Origin of the sequence: Paenibacillus sp. MMS20-IR301 (genome assembly GCF_032302195.1) — a bacterium.
Classification (GTDB): domain Bacteria; phylum Bacillota; class Bacilli; order Paenibacillales; family Paenibacillaceae; genus Paenibacillus_AQ.
The window spans coordinates 2,412,532-2,435,947 of sequence record NZ_CP135275.1; the positions used below are offsets into that span (position 1 = coordinate 2,412,532).

Annotated in this window: 22 protein-coding genes; 6 read left to right on the forward strand and 16 right to left on the reverse strand. The window is 52.2% G+C overall.

Features of this window, described 5'->3' with window-relative positions; translation table 11 throughout:
* Positions 1-2: 2 nt before the first annotated feature.
* From LOS79_RS10720 to LOS79_RS10740, 6 genes are all read right to left on the reverse strand, one after another.
* Positions 3-935 carry a phosphotransferase gene (locus tag LOS79_RS10720; RefSeq protein WP_315422138.1) on the reverse strand — a complete coding sequence of 311 codons (933 nt, stop codon included), beginning with the start codon at positions 933-935 and terminating at the stop codon, positions 3-5.
* Positions 936-1,174: 239 nt separating this feature from the next.
* A complete protein-coding gene (locus LOS79_RS33045; protein ID WP_397386746.1) occupies positions 1,175-1,402 on the reverse strand; it encodes a hypothetical protein in 228 nt (75 codons plus the stop codon).
* Positions 1,403-1,428: 26 nt separating this feature from the next.
* A complete protein-coding gene (locus LOS79_RS10725) occupies positions 1,429-2,622 on the reverse strand; it encodes a M56 family metallopeptidase (protein WP_315419197.1) in 1,194 nt (397 codons plus the stop codon).
* Positions 2,619-2,978, reverse strand: a complete 360-nt coding sequence (locus tag LOS79_RS10730) for a BlaI/MecI/CopY family transcriptional regulator (protein WP_315419200.1) — start codon at positions 2,976-2,978, stop codon at positions 2,619-2,621. Before LOS79_RS10730 ends, LOS79_RS10725 begins: the two co-directional genes overlap by 4 nt.
* A 157-nt stretch (positions 2,979-3,135) precedes the next feature.
* Positions 3,136-4,647 carry a copper amine oxidase N-terminal domain-containing protein gene (locus LOS79_RS10735; protein WP_315419202.1) on the reverse strand — a complete coding sequence of 504 codons (1,512 nt, stop codon included), beginning with the start codon at positions 4,645-4,647 and terminating at the stop codon, positions 3,136-3,138.
* Between the two features lie 92 nt (positions 4,648-4,739).
* On the reverse strand, positions 4,740-5,408 hold the full coding sequence (locus LOS79_RS10740) for a TraX family protein (protein ID WP_315419204.1): 669 nt from the start codon (positions 5,406-5,408) through the stop codon (positions 4,740-4,742).
* 133 nt (positions 5,409-5,541) lie between these two features.
* Here LOS79_RS10740 and LOS79_RS10745 point away from each other — a divergent pair, with 133 nt between their 5' ends.
* Both LOS79_RS10745 and LOS79_RS10750 read left to right on the forward strand, forming a co-directional pair.
* Positions 5,542-6,261: a hypothetical protein gene (locus tag LOS79_RS10745; RefSeq protein ID WP_315419206.1), complete on the forward strand. Its 720-nt coding sequence runs from the start codon at positions 5,542-5,544 to the stop codon at positions 6,259-6,261.
* A complete protein-coding gene (locus LOS79_RS10750; protein WP_315419209.1) occupies positions 6,261-6,647 on the forward strand; it encodes a C40 family peptidase in 387 nt (128 codons plus the stop codon). The genes LOS79_RS10745 and LOS79_RS10750 overlap by 1 nt, the downstream gene beginning before the upstream one ends.
* Positions 6,648-6,753: 106 nt before the next feature.
* Here LOS79_RS10750 and mmsB read toward each other — a convergent pair whose 3' ends face one another.
* The 7 genes from mmsB to LOS79_RS10785 all read right to left on the reverse strand — a co-directional run bounded on the left by mmsB (position 6,754) and on the right by LOS79_RS10785 (position 15,889).
* Complete coding sequence (gene mmsB, locus LOS79_RS10755) at positions 6,754-7,917, reverse strand: multiple monosaccharide ABC transporter permease (RefSeq protein WP_315419210.1); 1,164 nt, start codon at positions 7,915-7,917, stop codon at positions 6,754-6,756.
* A 6-nt stretch (positions 7,918-7,923) separates the two neighbouring features.
* Positions 7,924-9,453: a multiple monosaccharide ABC transporter ATP-binding protein gene (gene mmsA, locus LOS79_RS10760; RefSeq protein ID WP_315419213.1), complete on the reverse strand. Its 1,530-nt coding sequence runs from the start codon at positions 9,451-9,453 to the stop codon at positions 7,924-7,926.
* A 113-nt stretch (positions 9,454-9,566) separates the two neighbouring features.
* Positions 9,567-10,658: a multiple monosaccharide ABC transporter substrate-binding protein gene (gene chvE, locus LOS79_RS10765; protein ID WP_315419215.1), complete on the reverse strand. Its 1,092-nt coding sequence runs from the start codon at positions 10,656-10,658 to the stop codon at positions 9,567-9,569.
* Between the two features lie 675 nt (positions 10,659-11,333).
* Positions 11,334-11,699 carry a hypothetical protein gene (locus LOS79_RS10770; RefSeq protein ID WP_315419218.1) on the reverse strand — a complete coding sequence of 122 codons (366 nt, stop codon included), beginning with the start codon at positions 11,697-11,699 and terminating at the stop codon, positions 11,334-11,336.
* A gap of 35 nt (positions 11,700-11,734) precedes the next feature.
* The gene (locus LOS79_RS10775; protein WP_315419221.1) at positions 11,735-12,964 is read right to left on the reverse strand and encodes a response regulator transcription factor; all 1,230 of its coding nucleotides are present in this window, start codon (positions 12,962-12,964) and stop codon (positions 11,735-11,737) included.
* A 24-nt stretch (positions 12,965-12,988) separates the two neighbouring features.
* Positions 12,989-14,851: a cache domain-containing sensor histidine kinase gene (locus LOS79_RS10780; RefSeq protein ID WP_315419224.1), complete on the reverse strand. Its 1,863-nt coding sequence runs from the start codon at positions 14,849-14,851 to the stop codon at positions 12,989-12,991.
* Positions 14,852-14,875: 24 nt separating this feature from the next.
* Positions 14,876-15,889: a substrate-binding domain-containing protein gene (locus LOS79_RS10785; RefSeq protein WP_315419226.1), complete on the reverse strand. Its 1,014-nt coding sequence runs from the start codon at positions 15,887-15,889 to the stop codon at positions 14,876-14,878.
* A gap of 255 nt (positions 15,890-16,144) precedes the next feature.
* On the opposite strand from LOS79_RS10785, the gene LOS79_RS10790 reads away from it, so the two are divergent.
* From LOS79_RS10790 to LOS79_RS10805, 4 genes are all read left to right on the forward strand, one after another.
* Complete coding sequence (locus tag LOS79_RS10790) at positions 16,145-16,333, forward strand: hypothetical protein (RefSeq protein ID WP_315419229.1); 189 nt, start codon at positions 16,145-16,147, stop codon at positions 16,331-16,333.
* A 120-nt stretch (positions 16,334-16,453) separates the two neighbouring features.
* Complete coding sequence (locus tag LOS79_RS10795; RefSeq protein WP_315419231.1) at positions 16,454-17,371, forward strand: helix-turn-helix transcriptional regulator; 918 nt, start codon at positions 16,454-16,456, stop codon at positions 17,369-17,371.
* A complete protein-coding gene (locus tag LOS79_RS10800; protein ID WP_315419235.1) occupies positions 17,368-18,363 on the forward strand; it encodes a hypothetical protein in 996 nt (331 codons plus the stop codon). Before LOS79_RS10795 ends, LOS79_RS10800 begins: the two co-directional genes overlap by 4 nt.
* Before the next feature lie 56 nt (positions 18,364-18,419).
* Positions 18,420-19,346, forward strand: a complete 927-nt coding sequence (locus tag LOS79_RS10805) for a hypothetical protein (RefSeq protein WP_315419238.1) — start codon at positions 18,420-18,422, stop codon at positions 19,344-19,346.
* A gap of 15 nt (positions 19,347-19,361) precedes the next feature.
* On the opposite strand, the gene LOS79_RS10810 is transcribed toward LOS79_RS10805, so the two are convergent.
* The 3 genes from LOS79_RS10810 to LOS79_RS10820 all read right to left on the reverse strand — a co-directional run bounded on the left by LOS79_RS10810 (position 19,362) and on the right by LOS79_RS10820 (position 23,386).
* Positions 19,362-21,173 (reverse strand): LTA synthase family protein, encoded by a 1,812-nt coding sequence (locus tag LOS79_RS10810; protein WP_315419241.1) that lies wholly within the window; start codon positions 21,171-21,173, stop codon positions 19,362-19,364.
* Between the two features lie 411 nt (positions 21,174-21,584).
* A complete protein-coding gene (locus LOS79_RS10815; RefSeq protein ID WP_315419244.1) occupies positions 21,585-22,574 on the reverse strand; it encodes an aldose 1-epimerase in 990 nt (329 codons plus the stop codon).
* An 86-nt stretch (positions 22,575-22,660) separates the two neighbouring features.
* Complete coding sequence (locus LOS79_RS10820; RefSeq protein WP_315419246.1) at positions 22,661-23,386, reverse strand: MgtC/SapB family protein; 726 nt, start codon at positions 23,384-23,386, stop codon at positions 22,661-22,663.
* Positions 23,387-23,416 lie beyond the last annotated feature (30 nt).

The following is a 23,416-nucleotide window of genomic DNA, read 5'->3' on the forward strand; positions in this document are numbered from 1 at the left end:
ACTCAATAGCTTTCAAGGAACTGTAAAGCCCGCATGGTATGATATTCAGCGATATTTCTGGCCGTCTGCTGATCCGGATACTCTCTATGAACCAGCTTCAAGCCTGCTGCAATCAATGACAGATGATGATGATACTGGTAGAACAGCATCCGGTCCGGATCAAGGCGCTCATTCCCCAAATACTGGTATAATTCCCCGAAACGGAATTTCATAAAACTGTGCTCATATTCAATATCAAAGAAACCGGCGCCCTCAATATCTATCAGGCAAGGCTCCAGATTCTCAAGGATGATGACATGATTAGGGCCAAGCTCCCCATGAATATAACCATAACGGTTTCGGGGTTCTATCTTAGCTGCAAGCCGGTTTGAAATATCGACCAGCTTATCCCGGTTCTTCCTTATCGTATCTACATGCTCAGAGGCATAGGACAAATGAGCTTCAGCACTTACAAAATGGATAAGATGGCATTGCTCCTCATTCGGGCTAGTCTGATTCGGTTTTCCGTATATATTGCTTTCATCAGCATGCATCTCTGAGATCATGTCACCCAGCTTAAGGAATACAGTATCTTTAACCTGCGTATCGCCATGGCTAAAATATGCCTCGGCACTTTGTCCCCCTGTATACTCTACAAGGGCATAATCAAAGGGATAGCGGCTTCTTTCCTGATTCAAGTTATAGAGCACCGGTGTCCGAATGGAATGCGCGGTTAAGTATCTGTTATTCACTTCAAATAAATTACTGCCGTACGACTGACTATGGGTTGTATTGCCGGCGATCTCTTCTTCAAAATAATTCTTGGTTACATCCCACACGTACAGGACACAGGAGAATCCATTCGTGCAGTCAATTTTATAGACGAGCTTTTGCGCGCCGCCATGCATTTTCATGACACCGGCGACAACAAATTTTGCCCCAAAGACATTCCTGATATATTCCTGCAGATCCGCTGAATCGAGATGACAATCAAATTTCACTTAACAACACTCCATTCTTCTTGTATTGCCGGCTACCCAAATGTATAATATTCCCCGGCAAAAATATAGACTATTTCTTTCTGTTCTGCTAGAATATTGAATTAGGTCTTGATAAAAATAGACATACAAAACAGGCTTTGGAATCATTCCAAGGCCTGTTTTGTATGCACCGTTCTGCCCGCTGACCTCCAGCATCATGAGAAATATAACCACCGCCACGAGGATATACTATCCAGCCGGTCTATCAGCCCGCGCAGGCCCGCCTCATCCACCGCATACTGCCGTACATCCTCGCCCTGCCACCTATCGACCTCTTCTCTTGTAAACGGGAAACTGTAGGAAACGCCATCGTATTGTCCCGTATTATCAATAAGGGTGTAGTTTATTTGATCAACATTATCTATCAGACTCAAGAGCAGCACCGAATTACGGTAGAATGCTTTGCGGCTTAATGCTTCAACCTCTTATCCCACACTTCCCCGTACTCATTCATGACGTAATTGATAGTCAGTTCATACGGACGGGAGCCTGTCTGCAATTCGATACCGGCACCTTCCAGTCCTTCAGGCCAAGGCAGTTCACCAATAAGCGCAGATACCTTGCTGAAATCACCTACGTAACGAGTCCGGTTCTCTATAAGCTTATCCACGTTGTAGCCCGAATACAGTGATTCTTGCGGTGATACTATAGGCTTGGGGTTGGCAGTGCAGCCTGCTACCAAAGCGGTAATTAGGAGCAGACACCCGGCGGTTCTTCTGGAAGAGGGCGGGCGGTAAGCGAGAATGTTGGTAATTCTGGTCTTGACACTGCCCTCTACAAAAGCCAGCGGGCCTCCGGGAGGCAAACCGCTGCTGCGCATGGAAAAAGCTAATAGTGATGCGGAATAACTCCCCTTAATCTGCATACCGAGCTTGTTGACAACGGATTCGTCACAGGACATCTCCATGTCTTTACTCATGAGTGCATAGGAGAGCCACATCAGCGGATTAAACCAGTGCAGGATCAGCAGCAGAAACATAAAAGGTTTAATCAGGTAATCCCGTCTACGGATATGAGTCTGCTCATGCAAAATAATGTATGACCGCTCAGACCCGCTTAATCCGGCAGGAATGTATATCCGCGGCCGCACAAAACCGCAGACAAACGGCGTCATAATCAGATCCGTCTCGAATATATTATCGCTGACAAGAGTTGCTGTACGGACTCTGCGCAGAATTCTTATGTAAGAGAAGGCACTGTATGCCAGAATGATAACAACTCCGGTTAGCCAGATGATACTCCCGGCCCACAATAGAACCTGCACAGGATTCACGCTTGCCTCAGGTACTGCGGCGGGAAGCTCTACCAGGCGGTTGATGCTGCTAATGCCGAGATCTGCAGCAGGCTTCAGCTGCATTCCAATGTCCTGCGGTATGAACCCTAGACTGGAGCCGGCATGACCGGCAGGCTGTACCAGCTGCAATAGACTGAAAGCTGAAGTGAAGCTTACAGGAACAGCAAGCCTGAAGATGACAGCCGTCCACAGCAGATAAGAGAATATTTTCGGCGCACGCCGGAGCAGCAGTCTCACCAGCATTACGGCAATAGCCACATAACTGGCCGTAATACTCATATTAAGGACTGCCACAAAAGCATTCGTCATTTGGCTGCCTCCTCAATGATCCGTTTCAGCTCCTCTGCCTCCTGCTTGCTCAGCTTCTTACCACCCAGAAAGGCAGTCAAAAACTGCGGTAAAGAGCCATCGAACGCCTTCTCCACTACAGTCTGGCTTTCATGCTGCTGTGCCTCAGTTTTTTTGATAACCGCTGTTACAACAGCCCCCTCATTCCTGAGAATTCCCCGCTCACACAGCTTCCTTAACACAGTGTAGGTCGTAGATTTCTTCCAGCCCAGCCGGGCCAGGCTAAGCTTCACCAGCTCCGTAGAATTGATCGGCTCGTGTTCCCAGATCAGGCAGGCAAATTTATATTCAGCATCAAAGAGTTTGTACGGCTCCATGCTGCTCCCTCCTTATAAGTTTAGTACAGTAAACCTTATAAGAGGAGTTTATTGGAATAAACCTCAAGTGTCAAGGTATACAGTACACAAAAAAAACCGGAGCCGCCCGATATCTCGGGGGCTCCAGCTTTTTAAAAAATATAGGTCAATCACAGTATTAAGGACGTTCAATCCAGATATATCCGTCTTCATCCACATCAATTGTAGCATGCAGTCCTTGCGCCAGCACACGCAGCGGCACATTCGCATCACCGTATTCATCCACGAAGACCGGCTTCACCAGCTTCACAGTGGTACCGCCGATCAGAGCCTGATCGGAGCCGATTTTGAATACAAGCTTATCGCCGTACACATCATCGGTAACATTAATGGCACGGTTGACTGCATCCCACTCTACAGTGGCATCCAGATCTTCAGCCACATAACGCAGCGGAACAAATGTGGTGCCATTGATAACCACAGGATAATAATAGTCATCATCCGGGGCAATCATCAGGCTTCTGTACGTAATCCCCATATCATCTTTGAGCAGGTTATAGATATCTGAACCTTGTTCAAAGCTTCTCAGCGTCTCACCCGGAGTGAGCTCAGCTGTAGAGTAATTAATTGCCCCTACTGTACTGATCGGATCAGCCGTCACCGGACCATTGACATTCCAGGTCTCTGAAGCCAGCTTCACATTGATACTCTGCAGCGGGAGATCATCATTAGCCGGCAGCGCAACATGGAGGTCGATATTTTGTTTGCGGATATGGAAGCCGCTGTCTACGAACAGATCTACTGCCAGCTTCGTATCCTTACCCAGGATCGTTTTCAGCTCAGGAGTATCCTTATAGAGGTTCTCCAATTGCTTGTCGTAGACCAGCAGGAGTGCATCAACTGCCAGTTTGGCAGCATCATGCGCTACAGTAACTACATCTTCCTTGTTCTCCAGCGGGATTTCACCGAAGCCCAGGCTATCGAGATCATCTCCGGAAGCCTCAATCAGCGGATACAGATAATCGTAAAGGCCGCTGATCAGAGCTGTGAACCCTTCTGTATCTTTGGAGACGGCTTTCAGGAAGGTCTTCAGTAAGCCAGGGAGTTCCTGGCCTGAAATCTCTGTGTGCAGCTTGGTCAGGCCTACCTGCTGGCCATATACGGATTCTGTAACAGATGCCACCGTAATAGCCTCAGGATTCGGCAGATTTTTAACTACAAACTGCGTGACCAGCTTCGACAGCTCGGTTACCTTCGTCTGATCAAATCCTTCCAGGCCAAGTACAGGATCATATCCCGAAATCGGGTAATAGAACGGCTGCTTGGCGCCTTCAGCTGTGAACACAATATTCGCTGAATCCATAAAGAATGAGAATGGAATCTGCATCTGCTTGTAACCCACAATACCGGATGCCGAGACATTGCCGTTATCCTGCAGCTTCACACTTCCAAGCGTGAGGGAGAATGAATTAATTAGATCGACTATTTCCTGATCCTCTGCACTGATGCCTGCGGCAGGCACTGCGTTCAAGCTAAGTGTAGTGCTGGATTCAGAGGATTTCACATCGAGATCCCCCAGCAGCGCCTTGTTCACATCGAAACCGCCGACGGTCTGGCAGCCTGCGAGAATCAGCAGTATTGCTAGAAACGGCAGCAGCCATTTGGTGATTGTTGCTTTCTTTGTCCTCATAGCATGTCTCCTCTGGTTCAAATTTAATAACGTATCCATCATCTCGGGAAGAGGAAGGATTGTAAATTAAGAGGGCTGATTCTATCCATACTTCAGATACTGAATAGACTCCGCCACTCTATAGATACCCATTCTTGGAAAAAGAGAATCTTTACCAGCGCAAGTACAGCCAGATGTGCCGGATAAAAGGACCACCATACCCAGCGCGGCAGGCGTTTCTGCGCAAGCAGCGCCCATAATGCCGGAGTGAGCGCAATAAGAATAGTAGGTATAATACTGGCCATCTGCACCAGCCAATTATAGTAGAACAGATAAAAAATATTAAGCGCTAAATGGGCCAGCACCAGCCAGTAGGAACGGGTATAGCGGAAAATGAGCACCAGCAGCAGCCCGTACGCATTATAATCCAGCGGCAGATAATCCATAATCAGCACAGCCGCAATTATCACGGGTATGCCGTACCAGAGGTTAGGCAGCTTATCAAGCAGCGTCAGCACAAGTGCAGACAGCAGAAGCGTGAATACAACATTCCATCCGCCGGGATCGATGGCCAGATTGTACGGAATCTGGGCAATCAGGGCAATGACCAGCAGCCGCCGCAGGTAACGCGGTCTCGATGATGTATGTATATGCCCCTGAACCAGCGCGTAGCAGTAGATTGGAAAAGCAATTCTCCCTATGTATCTCCAGGCAAGCTCACCCGGAAAAAATATAAGGCCGACATGATCAATCAGCATGGTCAGCATGGCGATGATCTGCATCTGTTACCTCCCCCCGATAATATTTAAAATTTGTTGGTCCTAGATGTTATTATCCATGTCCGGGGGGAATGGCGCAAGCGTTACATTTTATTACACCTGAACATACGCTGTTGTAAGAAAGAGGTGACCGCAATTGAAAAAGCTTAAGCAGCAAGCCCCATCCTTAGCTTTACAGAAGGTAAAACCCAAATTTCCGGTCTATAATTTACTTAAAATTGATGTTAGAGAAACAACAATTGATGAAGTAATGCCCACGCATTTGTATTTTTATGTGGACAGCCGTTTTACCCCGGCACAACTTTCCAGAATAAGACTTATACTCATGCAGGCCGTCTTCTTCTGGTCAGATTATTATGAACAAATGGATAACAAAGGAACATCAGATTTAGCAAAAAACGTGAATTTATATGCACGGTTTAATCTAAGCCCGGTCGCGATAGATGAGAAATTGGCAAATGGCCGGGTTGCAACAGACGTTATGATGAGTATTATTACTCAAATATTTCAAAGCAATGGCTTTCAGCGAGCAGGAAAATCCTATATTAAATATAAAATCCCGGCAAAAGGAACTAAAAAACATTTCACTATTAGCGCCGTTGATGGAGGTGAGGATTTGGAGCAGGCAACGCTAACAGTCACCATTAATCCGCAAAGTCTGGATAGAAAAGACCTTGGCGATGTAACTTTAACCGGCTCTTTATTCCACGCCTGGCTCCATCGCATCGGTTACCGGCATCCTGCCTCTAAATACACCTCTTATTTCATGGTTGAAGCCGCACTGTCAATAATGAGGGCTACAGCTGACAAAACTTCTGGTACTAAAGATAGTCTTTTCATTAAATATCTAGACTGATGATAGCCGAGGAGATTGTAGCTTATGCCAGAAGTTATGAAGGCAGGCAGTATAAACACAATTCTAACCTAAATAAAATTGACTGCTCCCTATTCACCCAAATGGTATACCGGAAATACAACATCCGGCTCGGCAGGACAGTACAGAAACAATCATTACAGGGTACTACAGTTGAGAAGGCTTGTCTTCAAAAAGGGGATTTATTATTTTTCTTCGTAGACGGCAAGCATTCAACGAATGAAATAGCCGGCCACGTGGGTATTTATGCGGGAGAACAGACCATGATTCACTGCATTCCATACTCGAATTTCTTTATCACCAATCTGAACAAAGCACATTGGAGCAAGTCCTATCTCTATGCACGAAGAATCCTGGAGGAATGCTGATCCATTCTGCAAATAGGCAGACTCAGAGGAAAAGAGCGGGATTCCCCCTGAACTGGAGAATTTCCGCTCTTAAATAGTGAATGTTATCCTTCTGGACGAGATTGTTCTAAGCCGTCTTCGACTTATTATAAATATCAAAGCCTACCGCCAGCAGCAGCACCAGCCCCTTGATGCCCTGCTGCCAATCGACGCCGAGGCCGACAAGCGACATCCCGTTGTTCATGACCCCCATGACGAGACCGCCGATGATTGCCCCGACCACCGTCCCGATCCCCCCGGAAGCCGAAGCTCCGCCGATGAAGCAGGCCGCAATGGCATCCAGCTCGAAGTTCGTTCCGGCCTTTGGTGTAGCCGAGTTAAGGCGTGCCGCGAATACGAGACCGGATAAAGCAGCAAGTACGCCCATGTTGACGAATACCCAGAAGGTCACCCGTTTGGTTTTGACTCCTGACAGGCTGGCCGCCTTCTCGTTGCCGCCCAGCGCATAGATATGCCGGCCCATGGTCATACGGTTCATTACGAAGGAATAAATAACGATCAGCACCATCAGGATAACCAGAATGTTCGGAATCCCGTTGTACTGGGCAAGCACATAAGTGAACAGGTTGATTACAATGACCAGCGCCGCTGCCTTGGCCACCGAAATCCAGAGCGGAGCCTGTTCAAAGCCGTATTTCACAGTGATCTTGCGGCTGCGGTATTCCTGATAGATTACGAGGAGTGACAGGATCACCCCGATGACCAGGGTCAGAATATTCAGCGGGCTGCCGCTTGCGATATCAGGCAGGAAGCCCGAGCTGATCTTCTGAAAAGCCTTCGGAAATGGCGCAATCGACTGCCCGTTCAGCACAATCATCGTCAGTCCGCGGAACAGCAGCATGCCTGCCAGGGTGACGATGAACGCCGGGATTTTGATATAAGCGACCCAAAAGCCCTGCCAGGCACCGACCAGCGCGCCCATCAGCAACGAGAGCACTACGGCCAGCACCGGATTCAGCTGCATATCCACCATCATGATTGCAGACAGTGCGCCGATGAAGGCGGCTACCGAGCCAACCGACAGGTCGATATGTCCAGTAATGATTACAAGCACCATTCCGATGGCCAGCACCAGAATGTAGCTGTTCTGCAGAATCAGGTTCGTTACGTTCAGCGGTTTAAGCAAAATGCCGTCAGTCAGAATCTGAAAGAAAATGGAGATAAAAATCAAGGCAATGATCATGCCGTATTGGCGGATATTCTTTTTGAAAATGTCAGTAATCGCTCCCATGCGGTGTTACCCCCTGCTTCGTGTCATAAATTTCATCAACAGCTCCTGCGATGCATCCTTGCGCTCCACTTCACCGCTGATCCTTCCTTCGCACATCGTATAGATCCTGTCGCACATTCCGAGAATTTCCGGCAGCTCGGAGGAGATGACCAGCACTCCCTTGCCTTCAGCCGCCAGCCCGTTAATAATGGAGTAAATTTCGTATTTGGCCCCGACATCAATCCCGCGCGTAGGCTCATCCAGAATGAGAATATCCGGCCCGGTGTAGATCCATTTGCTGAGCACTACCTTCTGCTGGTTGCCGCCGCTGAGATTCACTGTTTTTTGCAAAATGCTCGGCGTCTTAATATTCAGCTTCTTCCGGTACTCCTCGGCCACCAGCACTTCCTCATTCTCATTGATTACGCCGCGGCGGGACAGCTTCTTCAAGTTGGTCAGTGAGATATTCCGCTTGATGTCATCGATCAGAATAAGGCCGTAATGCTTACGGTCCTCGGTGACATAAGCCAGCCCGTTCTCAATCGCCTGTGTGATGTTATTCAAATGGACTTCCTTGCCGTGCATGAATGTCTGGCCGCTGATCCGCTTGCCGTACGACTTGCCGAATACACTCATCGCCAGCTCTGTCCGCCCGGCCCCCATTAGTCCGGCAATACCTACCACCTCGCCGCGGCGGATATGCAGGTTAATGCCATCGAGCACTTGGCGGTCCTGCTGCGTAGGATGATAGACATCCCAGTTCCGGATCTCAAAGATCGTCCCGCCCAGCTCCGGTGTACGCTCCGGGTAACGGTTCGTCAGATCACGGCCGACCATCCCTTTAATGATTACATCCTCAGTCACCGCATCCTGCTTCATGTCCAGTGTCTTAATGGTCTGTCCATCACGCAGAATCGTTACAGAATCCGCTATCTTCTCGATTTCGTTCAATTTGTGGGAAATGATAATCGAAGAGATCCCGCGCTTCTTCAGCTCCAGAATGAGCGTCAGCAGATTCTCGCTATCATCCTCGTTCAGCGCCGCTGTCGGCTCGTCGAGAATCAGCAGCTTCACTTCCTTGGAGAGCGCCTTCGCGATCTCTACAAGCTGCTGCTTGCCGACGCCGATTGTTGAGACTCCGGTAAACGGCGATTCCTTGAGGCCGACGGTGTTCAGCAGTTCCTTGGTCTTTACCGTCGTTTCGTTCCAGTTGATCACCCCGCGCCTTGCTTGCTCATTGCCGAGGAAAATATTCTCCGAAATCGACAAATACGGAATCAGCGCCAGCTCCTGATGGATAATAACAATACCCAGTCCCTCGCTGTCCTTAATACCCTTGAACTGGCAAACCTCTCCCTGGTACAGAATATCCCCTTCATAGGTTCCATACGGATACACTCCGCTCAGCACCTTCATCAGCGTGGATTTACCGGCTCCGTTCTCTCCACAGAGCGCGTGAATCTCTCCGGCCTTGACCTGGAGGTTCACATTCGACAGCGCTTTGACGCCGGGGAATGTCTTCGTAATGCCTTTCATCTCCAAAATATACTCACTCACGTATCTCACCCTGCTTTCCTTGTGACTGTAGCAGCGGCCAGCCGGCGGCCCGCTCCTCTGGTTACCGGAGCGCCGCCGGCTGGCTGCTAAGTAAGCATCTTAAGTACAGCAGGCTACTGGCCCAGCTGTTCTTTGGTATAGTAGCCGCCTTCCACCAGCACCTTATCCACATTGCTTGCGTCCACCGACACAGGCTCGAGCAGGTAGGAAGGTACGATTTTCACACCATTGTCGTAGGTTGTAGTATCGTTAACTTCGGCTTCTGTACCCTTCAGTACGCTTTCGGTCATGTCTACAGCCTTCTTCGCCAGCTCACGCGTATCCTTGAATACGGTCTGGGTCTGCTCACCGGCAAGAATCGATTTCACGGAAGCCAGCTCGGCATCCTGTCCGGTAACAACCGGAAGCTTCTTGTCGCCTGAACCGTAGCCAACACCTTTAAGTGAGGACAGGATACCGATACTGATGCCGTCGTAAGGAGAGAGCACTGCATCCAGATTGTCGCTTGCATAGTTCGCGCTCAGCAGGTTATCCATCCGGGCCTGCGCAGCAGCACCATCCCAGCGCAGCGTAGCCACCTGATCCATCGTAAGCTGCTTGCTGCGGACCACGAGCTTGCCGGAGTCAATGTAAGGCTTCAGGATGGACATTGCCCCATCGAAGAAGAAGTAGGCGTTGTTGTCATCCGGCGATCCGCCGAACAGCTCGATGTTGAACGGGCCTTTGCCGTCCTTCAGGCCAAGCTTCTCTTCAATATAGGAGCCCTGCAGCACGCCCACCTTGAAGTTATCGAAGGTTGCATAGTAGTCTACATACTCGCTTTTCTTAATCAGGCGGTCGTAAGCTATAACTTTGACATTAGCATCATGCGCCTTCTGCAGCACATCGGTCAGCGCCTCGCCGTCAATTGAAGCGATTACAATCGCATTCACGCCTTTGGTAATCATATTCTCAATCTGGGACACCTGGTTCTCTACAACATCCTCTGCATACTGCAGATCCGTGCCATAACCCAGCTTCTCAAATTCCTTCACCATGTTGTTGCCGTCATTCACCCAGCGTTCCGATGATTTCGTCGGCATGGCGATCCCGACCTTGCCTTTGGACGAATCACCGCCGCTGGCCGAATTCCCGCTGTTATTGCCGCATGCGGATAAAATAAGTACGAGTGCCAATGTCAACATAATCAGTGAATATTTCTTCATTCCTGCACTACCCCCTGGACTATTCTGTTGCCTGCACGGATGCCCCGTGTGACAAGTTGAGTATAGCAACGGAGGCCAGAAGGCGTATTTACACTCAGGCTACTGTTTTTATAAAAATCTAACTTTTGTGATTTGGCACGCGGGCAGGGTGAATAAAAAGCTGAATGGCGGTGCGGAGGCAGGGATGGCTTCTGTATGCGGCAGAACAGGAGAGGGTTCGGGCTTGCGTATGCGGGAGCGGCAGGGGCTGGGTTAGTACAGGGTTAGGCTTGCGTCTGCGAAAGGCAGAGGCAGGACTACGGCAGGTGCCTGTGTAAGCGTGAGATTGCCCATGGCGAATGGTGCTAACGGACACAGATGCACTTATTTCAAGCTACCCCAGTAATTTAGGTTGTTTGCGGACACCAGCGCTCTTAAATTCGGATTTTGCACCTAAAATCAGCTGCATATGCGGAAATAAGTGCACTCAGGTCCGTTAGCCGGGGAAAAAGCGCATTTTGGCGCGGATAAGGTCTCTCAGGTCCGTAACGAATTGCGTTGGAAGAATTCGTGCCAGATTGTAGTTCTCGCAGCGCTTGTGCAGCAAGAAACCTCCTTATGGGCTAAGGAGGCTCCTGTATTGAATATTGAATCGGCATGGCTGATAAAGCCTGCTTAGCAGATTAGCGGCGCAGCCTAAACCAGCTTGCTGAGTAACGCCTTAATCTCCCCCAGCTCCTGCTTCAACTGGGTGAACAGGCGGCTGTTATGGTCTGAATCTTTGTTTTTGAAATTTGTTTTGCCTAAGAAAGCCATATAAACACCAGCGATTCTTCTGGTGATACTCTCCGCTCCGGCAGGCTCTGAAGAGAGCCCGAAGAAATGATTCATCTGCTGTCTGGTCTTTTCCGTAAAGGCAGATTGCTCCAGACACGACTCCAGAATTCCGATACTGCCCAGGGCAGCCAGCCTGTATTCGCCGGCGGTTCCGGCATCTTTACTGCCAGGGTTATCTTCAGGGTTATTACTGAATTCAATATTAATCTTGCCTGCCTTCTCCAAGACTTGCCCTCCTTGCAATTATAGATAGTATAAGATTACTCATCACTGCGCTTACTGCCTCCATCCCCGGCCAGCACGCCTTTGCGGAATTGCAGCGGGGATACTCCCGTCTGCTTCTTGAACGCCGTGCTGAAATAATGCTGCGTCTCATAACCTGACTGCTCCGCTACCTCATTGATGCTTAGCTCCGTGGAGTTCAGCAGCTGGGCCGCCCTGCGGATGCGGATCTGGGTCAGGTACGTGCCGAAGGACTCGCCCAGCTCCTGCTTGAACAGCCGGCTGAGATAGACCGGCGAAGCCAGCAGCTGGCCGGCCAATCCCTCAAGGGTAAGCCCGTATTCGCTGTAATGCTCCTGGATATACTGCTTGGCCCGGCGCACAAGCGGTGACAGCGGCTGCTCCTTGGCCAGTGCAACCCGGCAGCTCCGGTATGCACCTGCCAGCTCAGTAATTCCACCCTGCACAGGCTGCATTCCGATTTCAACGGCAATCTTGAGCGTGCTGCGCACCGCACCTTCAGCCCCGGCCAGCACCCGCTCTGCAGCGGCATCCCACAACAGAATGACGATCAGTCCGGCGGGATCGCGGAAGATAACCTTGATATACGGCTCCAGCAGCTCAGCGATAATATTCTCAATCGCGAACAGAAACAGCTGCCGTTCATTCTCCTTCATCCCCGGGTTCTGCCCTTCCCATCTCCAGCGGACAATGCTGAGCAGCTCCGGCCGCTCGGCCGGCAGCTGGAGAAATTGCAGCTGCTCCCGGATCTCCGCCTGGCTGAGATTGCCGTCCAGCCATTCCTGGCAGAACCGCTCCCGCAGCAGCGGGAAATTCCGCTGCAGCTGCCGGGAGGCCTGCTGCAGATGCTGGCTCTGCTGCCGCTCCGCCTCCAGCTCATCGCGGACGCCGCGCAGCACCTGCATCAGCTGCTTCGGCTCTGCAGGCTTGAGAATATAATCGTTCACCTGCAGGCGGATCGATTCCTGGGCGTACGAGAACTCATCATGTCCTGTGATGACAATGATTTTACAGCCGGGCAGCTGCTCTCTCAGGCATCGCATCAGCTCCATTCCATGCATTATCGGCATATTGAGGTCAACCAGCGCGATATGTATGGAATGCTGAACCGCAAGCTCGAGCGCCTCTTCCCCATCCTCCGCCTCCGCTGCTACAGTCATCCCAAGAGCGTCCCAGTCCACACACTGGCGGATGCCTGTGCGGATAATCCCTTCATCGTCTGCAATCAATACCTTCCACTTCTCCATAAACGGCCCCCTCCTCCTGTTCGCTTAATCCTTCTCCGGATAGCTGTCACGGACCACCGGATGGCGGATGGTTACCACCGTGCCTGCTCCCGGCTCACTCTCAACCGCAATCCCGTACGGCTCCCCGTAGGTCAGCCTGATCCTTGCCTGCACATTCAGAATGCCGTAGCCGCTGCCGCCGCTGTCCGGAAGCGGAGCATCCGCCCCGCCGTGCCCGCGTTCCTGTGTTCCTACAGCGGCAAGCCGCTGCTTCAGCAGGGCCAGCCGCTCTGGAGCCATTCCCGCCCCGTCATCACGCACGGTGAGGTACAGCTCCTTCTCCCGCTCCTCCACTTGGATGGAGAGATGCCCGGGTCCGCGCCGTTCTTTGATCCCATGGTAGATCGCATTCTCCACCATCGGCTGCAGCAGCAGCTTAAGCACATACAGCTCCTGCAGCTGCGGCTCCACTTCGATGGAATACGTCAGCTTGCTGCTGTAGCGGACATGCTGAATCTTCAGATAACTGACGATATGCTCCAGCTCATCGGAGAGCGGAATAATATCACTCCCTTTGCTTAAGCCCAGCCGGAACAGCCTGGACAAGGACTGGACCACCTCGGCAATATCCTCCGCCCCTTTGCTGCGGGCCATCCAGTGAATCGTGTCGAGCGTATTGTAGAGAAAATGCGGCTTAATATGCGCCTGGAGGCTGCGCAGCTCTGCTTCACGCTTTTGCCGCGCCTGCAGCTCTGTCAACGATAACAGCCGGCCAATCTGGGCCAGCATCGTGTTGAAGCTGCGGCCCAGCAGCCCGATCTCGTCGGAGCGGCTGCCCCAGTAGCGGATCGTCAGATCGCCGGACTCCGCCTTGCTCATGAATGAAGCCAGCTGTCCGATCGGCCGCGAGATGGAATATGCCAGATAGAACGAGGCAGTCATGCCCAGCATACAGACCACAAACACAAAGCTGACGACGCTGAACGTAATCTCCCGCACGCCGAAGGCAGACTCGTCCATCGGGAACACTCCCATGGTAGTCCAGCCGGTAAACGGCGAGGTCCGGTAGATCAGCTGCAAATGGCGGCCGTCCACCGTTTCCGAAGTGATGCCCGAGGACTCTGTGATCAGGCCGGCCGGAATCTTTTGCATAAAAGGGTGCTGCGGCGCGTAGATCATCTCCCCCTTGTCATCCACAACGGTCAGATAGCCGGTCTTGCCCAGCGTAACATCCCTGGCCGTCTCGGCGATAACCCGCAGCTTCAGATCCACCAGCACCACCCCCTCCACAACCTGTGTTTCGGGATCAACAATCGCCCTTACCGCGGAGACGACTTCACTTTCCTTATAATCTACATGGGACATTACAGCCCGGCCATAGGGATGCCCGACGATCCGGAAGATCCCCTTGTTGGCAGCCGCCTGCTTATACCAGTCCTCCTCTGTCACCTGTGTGCCGGGACGGGCATACATCTCATTGCTGATGAACTCGCCGTCACGGTTAACCAGCATAATGCCGGCAATCTCGGAGCTGAGCGTAGTGAAGCCCTGCAGAAATTTGCGGATGTTATACTCCGCCGATTCACCGTTACCTCCATTATCCGGCTGCGCTCCTGAGTGGAGCTTCCCTTTGAGAAATTGCTGCACACCCGGATCAAAAGAAATCAGGTACGTAATTTTCTGCAGATTCTCCACATCATTCTCAATGGCTGTGTTCACCTTGCCGATCAGCTGTACCGTGTTCTCATTATTCTGCTCCTCTACAATCCGGTCGACCGTCCAGCCAATCAGCAGCCCCAGACCTATAGCAGGCAGAATACTGATCAGCAAAAAGTGGATAATCAGCTTGTAGCGGATCGGCATATTATTCAGCTTCAGCTTCTCCATGTTCAGGCTGCCCCTGCGCATCACATAATCCCCCTCTGCCGGCGCCTACTTGGCATAATAATTATCTACGTTGGCCCGGGTAACCACATCAATGCCCGTATCCACCAGATCCGGGACAGGCAGCGGTTTATTATTCGCATAAGCCGCAGGATCTGCCTCCAGATCCCGGTGCAGATGAAACAGCTCGGTCAGCGACCAGTAGCCCATATTCCAGGTGCCCTGCGCCATCGTTGCGGCAATCTTGCCTTCCTTCACCAGATCGAGGGTACCCTTATCCGTATCAAAGCTGATAATCTGCGGCGCCGGGCCGCTGCCCCGGGCGGCATCTACAGCCTCTGCTACACCAATACCGCCATTAGATTCCGTAGCAAAAATCCCCGCAAGCTGCGGATATCCGGCTAACAGCTGCTCGGCAGCATCACGCGAGGCCACCTGATCGCCCCGCCCGTCTTTTACAGCTACAAGCGTCATCTCCGGGTACTCGCTCTTAATCGTGTCCCTGAAGCCGTCTGTCCGTTCCTGATGATTATGCTGATCCGGTGTCGTAATCACAGCCACTTCACCTTTGCCGCCGGTCAGCTCGGCCATCTTGCGGGCAGCCTCGGTTCCTGCATTATAGTTATCTGTGCCGAGGAACGAATACGCCTTGCTGTCCGGCGCACCTGAGTCGAACAGCACTACCGGGATGCCGCTCTCCACGGCCTTGTTGATCGTCGCTGTAAGCAGCTTCGAATTCACTGCCGAGATGGCAATACCCGCCGGCTTCTTCGCAATCGTCTGTTCCAGCACGGTCATCTGCTCACTCGCATTATGCTGGGTAGACCCGTGATATTCCACGGACACATTCAGCTCCTCGGCTGCATCCTCGAAGCCCTTCAGCACGCTTTTCCAATAGTCGATACCGATCTGAAAAGTAACCATCACATATTTATCTTCAATATTGCCGCGCAATCCTGCCGTCTCCCACGGGTCAGCCGTGTCCGCCTGCTGCTTATAATTCAGCACGTAGATAAGGAAGATGCCGATCAATATTACGTAGACTAGCCAAAGCTTCTTCACTAATGTAACCCCTTTCAAAAACAGGAAGTAAGTCCGGATGGCCAAAGCGCACCAACCCATACCCAGTCTAGTCTACGTGCTCGGCAGGTTTCCGTCAATGAGGATCGGGCTACAGCCGGATTACCGGACGGAGTCTGGTGAGTAGGGGCTGATGGGGCATATATTCTGCTCCATTAATGATACGACATTTTATGTCGCAGCAAGTATTCTATACTGAAGCGGTAACAATCAATTTACCGAAAAGAGGATTAAACGATGGTAAAAACAAAACGCGGGCGGGTGCTCTGGACTCTCCCTTCCCATGGCCGTGGGACCTGTCCGGTCTGCGGAACTACAAGAATCAAGGTGCTCTATACAAAAGTGAAGGCCGATGGAACTACGCTTAAGGTATGCAAGCGCTGCGATAAGGCGCCGCAAGCGAAAGTAGATGCCGTATCCCGGTAACCGGTTGACCAAGACGCCCGCTGTGCTCATGCTGATGGCATGCAGTCCGGCGGGCTTCGTTATTTCCATGCGGCGTAATGAACGGTATACTGACTGTAATCAGGGAAGGAGCGGAGCCGCTTGAGCCATATTCACCGGATTCAATGGTTTGACCAGCAAATCCGAAATCAATGTTATCCGAACAGCCATACTCTTTCCAGCCGTTTCGAAATCTCCAGACGCCAGGCCCAGCGGGATATCGAATACTTGACCGAGTCCCTCCGGGCCCCGTTGCGTTATGTAGCTAAGCAGCGCGGGTACATGTATGAGGATAACAGCTTCGTGCTTCCCCATCTGTACATTACAGACGAAGAACAGCGTGTGCTGAAGTATCTCGCTTACCGTTACAGTCATTATGATTACGAGAACAGCGGGACCATCCGCCGGATCGGCGCCCTGCTGGAACGGTTGACAGATCAGACGCAGCCGGAGGAGATCCGTCTGCCGGTATTCGAGGTTAATTCCCGGCGCCTGCAGATGATTGAATTGCTGCAGCAGGCCATTCAGGCCCGCCGGGTCATACATGTGCTTACCCGCCAGCAGCCGGATGGGCCGCAGGAGCTGTACCTTTGTCCGCTCACGCTGAACCGCCGGCTGGAGGAGGATTATGTCCTTGCCGCCATCGAAGGAGACTGCCGGACAGAATCCTTCAGCCTGTCCGGTATCCGGGAGCTGGCATTGACAGACCGGCACTTCACCCCGGCCGGAGAAGCTGCAGCCCCCCGGCAGAAACAGGGCAGGCCGCTTAAACCGTTCACAGCCAGGCTCCGCCTGGCCAGCCGGCCTGAGGATAACGCCTGGAGGGGTTATCCGGTTCGCGGGAACAGCGGTGAGGCAGGAGATATATATGAGATTGAGTTTTTTGATCCCGAAGCTTTTCTGGGGCAGCTGCTGACATCGGAGTGGACCGGACTCCTGTCTCCGAAATGGCTCAAAGACAAACTCCGCAGCAGGTGCAGGGATGTCCTGAAGCTGCTGCCTGAACAGGAGAACCAATGATTCTTGACAACATTCAGATGAAGCGTGAATCGAAATCATTCACCGACGCCCTTTATGCGGTCCTGACCGCTGCCGGATTGTTTCAAGGACCGAAATTCCTGCTCTCCGGCCTCAGCGGCATGGCCTTCAAATTCACCGTTCATGAGCAGCTGCTTCCCCTCTCGGTTACCGCTTACGGACAATGGGGGGAAGCGCATCAGCCGGCTATCGATAATCTGGGCATCTTCACCAGCAATGACGGCGGACGGACAAGACATGAATCATTCGCCGTTTATCAGCAGACTGCTGTAGACAGTGTGAAGCGGAGCCTGGACCGCGGACTGGCCTGTATTTACTGGATTCCGGAGTTCGGCGTCATCCACGGTTATGACGAAGAGGACCGGGTGTTCTATGTGCAGGACGGCTGGTCCCGGGAATCACACTGTGTGCTGTATGATAACTTCGGGGTTAATATTACAGGCTTCTGGTATTGCCAGTTTGTCGGCGATCATGTAGTCATCCCCCTGCGGGACACGGTACTTGAGTCGCTGCGGCTGGCTCTAGATGACTGGGAGACGCCGCACCGGACACTGCCGGACCGGAGCCTGGCTTCCGGCCGCCTGGCCTACAGCTATCTGCTTCGCGGCTTACAGCAGGGAGACTCCGATACCGGCGGTGCCGGATATATTCTGGACTCCTACCTGAGCGCAAGAACAGAGATCCGGATGTACCTGGAGGAAGTACAAGCTGAACTGCCGGGACTCAGCAGCATCCACAGCTTGTATGCTGAGCTTGAGGCTGTCATGCGGGAGGCACTTACCGCTGCACGTCCTTCATTCAAGGAACACAGCAAAGGGACAGTAGGGCAGCAAGTGCCCCTGCTCTGCCGTTCACTGGAGCTTGCCTGTGCCCTGGAGGAGCAGGCGATGCAGCAAGCCCGGCTGATCTCCGGGCGTTATCCTGATCTGAAACGTTCCATTCTGCCAAGATGGGGGGCGCATACAGCCAGATGAATAATAATTATCAAGCTGACTTTGAACCCGCTTCACACCCCAGGAAGCCATCTGCCTTGTCTTATGTGGATGCTATGCACCGGGTTCTTACCGCCAAAGCCTGGTTCACAATGCCCAAATTTATGTTATCGGGAATGACAGCTTCGTGCTTCCGCCTGTCTCTTCACAGACAGCTGCATGAGGATTCACCCACCGCCTACAACTGGATGGCCGAGCATACGGTTGCTGCCGATCTGGCCGGCATTGTTGCCGGACAAGCGGCCGGGTTCCATTTCTCGCCCACCTTTCCGCTCTATCAGCGCCGGGCCGTAGAGGAAATCCGCCAATCGCTTGATCAAGGCACGGGAGCCGTCTGCTGGAAGGACCAGTTCGTTATCATTACCGGCTATGATGATGCCAGGCAGGTCTTCTACTATCAGGAAGGCCAGGCCTCAGCTGCTCAGGAGCTGCCGTACTGTCAATTCGGTAAGAATAAGACCCCCTATTGGTACTGCCAGATCTATGAGGGGCAGATCGGCAAGGAGCTGCCGCAGATAATCCGGGAGTCCTTCATCCAGGCTGTCTATAAGGCGGAGACACATGATCCGATGCTGCCGGAGGAGCAGTATGCCTGCGGCCTGCAGGCCTATGATGCTATGCTGGAAGCCTTCTCCAGCGACCGTTATGATACTGGCGGAGCATACGAAACTATGAAGTATTATGCAATCTGCAAAAAAGATGCCGCCCTCTATACCAGAGAAGCCTGCACTATCTGGCCTGAGCTTGAGGAAACAGCCAGCCATTACGACAAGCTCTCGGCAGTATATGAACAGCTTGCGCTGCTCCTGAAGCGGGAACCCGATCACTCCCCGGCTCCCTGTACAGATATCCTGCTGGAACTCGTCCGCGAAGCTAAGGCTGCCGAAGCTTCAGCGATAGAGTCCATCCGCCGTCTGCTGCGGGAACCGATTGCGAATCGTTTCCTTGATATAGGCCTGCGCTAACCGGCGCCGGATCGCTCAGAACATAAGGTCTTTGGCATACTGCTCCCCTTCCAGCAGATCATACTCGATCAGCCGGTAATCTTCGAGCAGCCTCTGCTGCTCTGCCGTAAGTCCGCTCAGGACCCCGCTGTTGCCCGGACCCACAAGCACCTGCTTGCTAAGTCCAGGCAGCTCGGCCTTCACCTGCTCAAGCAGCTTGTAGAAAGGAGGCAGCTCCTGTCCGGAAAGTCCGAAGACGGCCGGGCCGAGGAAGGCCGGGCTGAGTGTGCCAAGCGGTTCATTACCGATATCATAGTTGGCCAGGATCATCAGCTTCGTCTCATGCTTCAGCCGCGGCTGCTGATCCCAGCCCGCCGCCGTATAGATTCCGGCCGATAACGCCGGCAGATGATCCCCCCAGAAGACTGCGATGCTTGGCCGCTTAAGCTTCAGCAGCTCCTGCTGCAGGTAAGCCAGCGCCTGATCGGTCAGCTTGGTACTCTGGACATATGTCTCCAGCTCGTCCTTCTGCTCCGGCTGTCCGCCGGTAACTGTGATTGTGTTCGGGCCGTTCAGCCCTTTGGTGAACGGGAAATGATTCTGCATGGTGACCAGATGGAGAAAGACCGGTCCCGAAGCCGCCTGCAGCTCACGGACCGCCTCATCCACCGCTGCCTTATCCGAGATGTAGCCGTCCGGTGTCAGACGGGCTGCATCCGGCAAATCCTTTTCACTGGTGAAACGCTCAAAGCCGAGCACCGGATAGACCGTGTTGCGGTTATAAAAGGTCTCATCGAACGGATGCAGCGCCAGGGCCTGATATCCTCGCTCCTTCAGAATACTGACGATGGACGGCAGCGAGGACATCTTCACCAGCCGCTGCTGATAAGGAATGGTCCCATCCCCCAGGAAGTACATGGACAGCCCCGTCAGCGCCTCAAATTCAACATTAGCCGTATTGCCGCCGAACTCCGGTGAGAGCAAGAATCCGGATGGGGTCTTATTGTCTTCTCCATGAATAAAGGCCAGCGGATCTTCACTAAACATGTAGCCCGGCAGCCGCGTCGGATCGAAAAACGCCTCATCCATCATAAAGAGAATATTCGGCTGTTCAGCAGGGATGGCCGTTGCCTGGCTATCCGGCAAGGCCGCATATTTCGCTGCTGCCGCTTCAACCGCCTCACGGCTGTAGCCTTCAGGCTTCTCCAGCAGGTTCTGCCGCAGATTACCCGCAAAGGCAAACAGAAAGCCGTTCTGGGTATAATTCACTTTCTGATTCCAGAAAATGTTCTGGTACTTCAGCGCGGCAATAACGGGGGATTGTCCGCTGACCAGCACAAGAAACCCAGCAGCCAGGGCCATAGCCATTCCGCCCATCCCCATACGCAGCAGGAAGCCCGCCTTGATCTTAGGCAGCTTGACAATTAAGAACACCAGAACGGCAACCATTATCACAGAGGCTACAAGCACAAGCGGTGAGATCATGCCTCTTGTAATTTTGCTCATTCCGGCAGCATTCTTCACCAGCATCAGATCCCAGGGAAACAGCGGCTCTCCGGTAGTAGCGAGCTTCTCGTAACCCGTAATGCCGAGCAGCAGGAACACTATACTAACAACTGCTGGACCTGTATATGGATTCGGCACTATTACCGAGCCTATGATCAGGATACAGAACAGAAACAGGCTGCCCGCGCAGTACAACCAGGGATAGGCCGATACCCACAATACTGCGCTAAACAAATTCATTCCCAAGGAAGCTGCCTGCAGGAACAAATTCAGCATGCATCCCCCGGCCAGCAGAACTAACAGCAAATAACATAATCGTTTGGAAGGCAATAACTGCGACACTCTTATCCACTCCTAACTAGACTAAAGGAGTAGTATACGCCTTTTAGCTTAAAGCCGCCTTAAAATGTGAGATTTCAAAGCAGTACACCCTCACAGTATGGGCATCTCTCCCCCTGTTCATAATCCAGCGCGGCCGATTTGATTGCCAAAAAAAGAGAGCAGCCTATTTCGCTGCTCTCTCTGCTTCTCACTCCAAAATATATAAATTGAAAAAAATATAACAACAAGCGAAAGGACCGGAGGGGAAATTTGGAACTGTAGGAGCGGTAGCGACCGCCTTTGTCACCGGATTTCCTCCGCAAATAGCGGTGAAAACAAGAAATCTGGGGACAACAGCGGCCGGAAGTCCAAATGTTCACCGCAGCGACGTATACGCTAATGTTGATCTCTTTAGGTCAATTTATATAAAAACTACTTCACATACAGGCGGCTGCTCTCTTCCCAATACTCCCCTGGCTCAAGACCGAACAAACCGATCTCATCGGCGGGAAGATCCACTTTAGGCGCATTCACCAGATTGATTTGCGGTTCCGGGCAGAAGAAGCCTTCGGTTGCTCCGTTGTTCCAGATCATCCATTGCTTATAGGATGTGCCTACATCATACACCAGCGTAACTCCCGCTTTGGTGTCTGTAAGCTCCATCCGGTTACGGCCGTTCTGGGCCACTGCGGTGTAGTGGTTATCCATCGAGGCAAAGAACGGATTCACACCTTCATCACGCATTGCCTTCTCCTCTGCCGTCAGCTCCTGGAATTTGCCGGTCGGCAGCATCCGGTCGCTAAGCTCCCAGCGCTCGCCGAGCGTCAGCTTCACCTTGTAGTCCTGTGCTGTACTGCCTTCTGCAAACGGGGCATTTACAGCAGTATGGAATGCCAGCAGACACGGCATCAGCTCCTGTCCGTCATTGTGGACCAGCAGCTGCTGGGACAGGCCGGCTTCCCCCAGCGTATAACGCAGCTTGATGGTGTATTTGAACGGCAGGTACTTATAAGACGGATGATTCTCGTCCACCTTGATTGCGACCGTGACGAAGCTCTCATTTTTGCCGGCGCCAAATTCTTCTACTTCCCAGGCTGCTGTATGTAAGAAACCATGCAAATGGTTGCCGGTCTTGGCTTCATTCACCGGGAGATGGTAGGTTTGTCCATTCCAAGGGAACTCCCCATCCTCATAGCGGTTTGGCGGGAACAATACAGGAATGCCATGAATGCCCGGACTGGCCTTGAACGCCTCCATCTCTTCCGCACCCGGCTCATGCAGGAAACGGTAACCGTTCTCAGTATCACGGAAGCAGATCAGGTTTCCGCCAATTCCCGGCAGAATAGCAGCCTCATAACGTCCAGCCTTAAGCCAGACAGCGGCTTCCCCCTCGTAAAGTCCTTCATATGCAGTAATCGACATAATCATTTCAATCTCCCTTCCATATGTTCAAAACGACTCTCTCATAGATAGAGTACCACATCTTCCGGAACGGCAACATGTCATTTTTACAGTTGTTCCACTTCAACGCTCATGACATGCTCAATTTTTTTGACATCATAATAGATCTCAGTGGCATAGTCCCGGTCCGGTGCCGAGATGACCATATCAATCAGCTGTCTTCCGTCGTCCAGGTCCTTAATCTTCATCCGCCGGATGGTCCGGCCGGTTTTCCGGGTTTTGCGCTGCTCGGTGATTACATCACGCTGCTCGATTTTCTGAATGACATCGGTCAGAATATAATTCGGCTCCATGATGATCCGGATCGATATTTCATGCTTGTTCAGCACTTCAGGGCCAACCGCCTTAATCAGATGCGGGACGGCATTCACCGCGAACATCAGCAGCACAACCGCATAACCCGCTTCTACATAAAAACCAGCGCCGACCGCAATCCCTATGCCCGAAGCTGTCCAGATCAGCGCCGCTGAAGTCAGCCCGGAAATAGCGTCCCCGCCTCTGCGCAGGATTACACCCGCCCCGAGAAATCCGATCCCGCTGACAATCTGCGCCGCCAGCCGCATCGGGTCCATATTGGGATGATCCGGTCCGCCGAACTTGTCGTACGCATGGATCGAGACCAGCGTGACCAGACAGCTGGCGATGCTGATGACCATACTGGTCCGGATTCCCAGCGGTTTCTGTTTCAATTGCCGGTCAATCCCGATGAACAGCCCGAACAGCATGGCCACAAGCAGCTTCACAATTGATTCCGTATGCAGATTAATATCCATCGCTGCTCCTCCCTCCCTAAGACAGATAGA

Coding starts and splice junctions, on each gene's coding strand:
- LOS79_RS10725 (WP_315419197.1), bottom strand. CDS start 2,622: ATGACGAATGCTTTTGTGGCAGTCCTTAATATGAGTATTACGGCCAGT.
- LOS79_RS10730 (WP_315419200.1), bottom strand. CDS start 2,978: ATGGAGCCGTACAAACTCTTTGATGCTGAATATAAATTTGCCTGCCTG.
- LOS79_RS10735 (WP_315419202.1), bottom strand. CDS start 4,647: ATGAGGACAAAGAAAGCAACAATCACCAAATGGCTGCTGCCGTTTCTA.
- LOS79_RS10740 (WP_315419204.1), bottom strand. CDS start 5,408: ATGCAGATCATCGCCATGCTGACCATGCTGATTGATCATGTCGGCCTT.
- LOS79_RS10750 (WP_315419209.1), top strand. CDS start 6,261: ATGATAGCCGAGGAGATTGTAGCTTATGCCAGAAGTTATGAAGGCAGG.
- mmsB (WP_315419210.1), bottom strand. CDS start 7,917: ATGGGAGCGATTACTGACATTTTCAAAAAGAATATCCGCCAATACGGC.
- chvE (WP_315419215.1), bottom strand. CDS start 10,658: ATGAAGAAATATTCACTGATTATGTTGACATTGGCACTCGTACTTATT.
- LOS79_RS10775 (WP_315419221.1), bottom strand. CDS start 12,964: ATGGAGAAGTGGAAGGTATTGATTGCAGACGATGAAGGGATTATCCGC.
- LOS79_RS10780 (WP_315419224.1), bottom strand. CDS start 14,851: ATGCGCAGGGGCAGCCTGAACATGGAGAAGCTGAAGCTGAATAATATG.
- LOS79_RS10790 (WP_315419229.1), top strand. CDS start 16,145: ATGGTAAAAACAAAACGCGGGCGGGTGCTCTGGACTCTCCCTTCCCAT.
- LOS79_RS10800 (WP_315419235.1), top strand. CDS start 17,368: ATGATTCTTGACAACATTCAGATGAAGCGTGAATCGAAATCATTCACC.
- LOS79_RS10815 (WP_315419244.1), bottom strand. CDS start 22,574: ATGTCGATTACTGCATATGAAGGACTTTACGAGGGGGAAGCCGCTGTC.
- LOS79_RS10820 (WP_315419246.1), bottom strand. CDS start 23,386: ATGGATATTAATCTGCATACGGAATCAATTGTGAAGCTGCTTGTGGCC.